Consider the following 1,056-nt stretch of genomic DNA (forward strand, 5'->3'; position numbering starts at 1 on the left):
GCTTTCTTTGATGGAACCGAATAACGGTATCCTGCTTCTCCGAGGTCATCTGCAACAACAGAAATCGTATTTTTAATAAAAGTGTATTTCTGTTTGTTTAATTCGATTGCCTGTTTGCAGCACTCCTCAAGCGCCCTGTTACTGTACTTCTTTGTGAAGTTCAGAATCCCGATGCACATACGGTAGGTCTGGACTTCATAGGTCCTGGACTTGAGGATGGTTCGGATAACTGTCTCGGTGTTCTTTCCGATAAGCTGAGCTTTCTGAATGAAGTATGGGCCATTCCACTGGGTGAATCCTTTGTAATTATCCGGCAAGTGCTCTGGATTCGTAGACCACTGTCCCTTCCGAGTTGCTCTTGGCCATTCACAAAGAAATTCTCCAGCAAGCGAGTAAATGCGGACGACAGTGGCGGATGCCTTAATAGATACTTTCTTGTGCAAATGCGCCTTATCCACGCTATAATAAGCGTTGTCAAAGCGGACGTGGAAGTCACTTGACACAGTTGCCGTTCTTCTTTCCATGTACTCGTAATGCGTGGAAGGGAGCGGCATTAATTCAAGTTTCTCCTCTTCCCAATAGTAGTATCGATTGTGTTCTTTCTTCTTGAACGGCTCTTTGTTCAGCGTCTCCAGTTCCTTCCAGAGATCCTGGTTAAACTGTTCCAGCGAGAAATACTGGCGTTCTTCAAGTTTGTGGAAGAATCCTTTTTCCAGAATTCCAACAGCGTTTTCTACGGAGCTTTTGAACTTCGGCTTGCGAACCTTGGCTGGCAGAATAACGGTACCATAGTGATCAGCCCAGTCAGCATAATCCTTATTCAGCTCCGGCTCGATCCAGTCCTGATTGACAATAACGGCCTGCTTACAGTTATCGCAGACTACTAAGGCCGGAACGCCGCCAAAGTAATCCAGTGCGTGATTATTCACGTCGATCCACTGTGGCTCTTTGGTGGATAGCATTCCTTCTGCATAAATGTACTGAGAGTACGGAAGGATCGCTACGAAGACAACGATGGTCATGATTTCTCCGGTAACAGGATCTACCATGGTGAAG

1 protein-coding gene is annotated in these 1,056 nt (G+C 46.0%); it reads right to left on the reverse strand.

The genetic code is table 11. From position 1 onward, the window contains the following. Positions 1-1,022, reverse strand: a 1,022-nt coding sequence (locus ACK8P7_RS10930; protein WP_410044228.1) for a Mu transposase domain-containing protein, incomplete at its 3' end; no start/stop codon positions are given. Positions 1,023-1,056 lie beyond the last annotated feature (34 nt).

Origin of the sequence: Oribacterium sp. P9 (assembly GCF_046365365.1) — a bacterium.
In the GTDB taxonomy this organism is placed as follows: Bacteria; Bacillota; Clostridia; order Lachnospirales; family Lachnospiraceae; genus Oribacterium.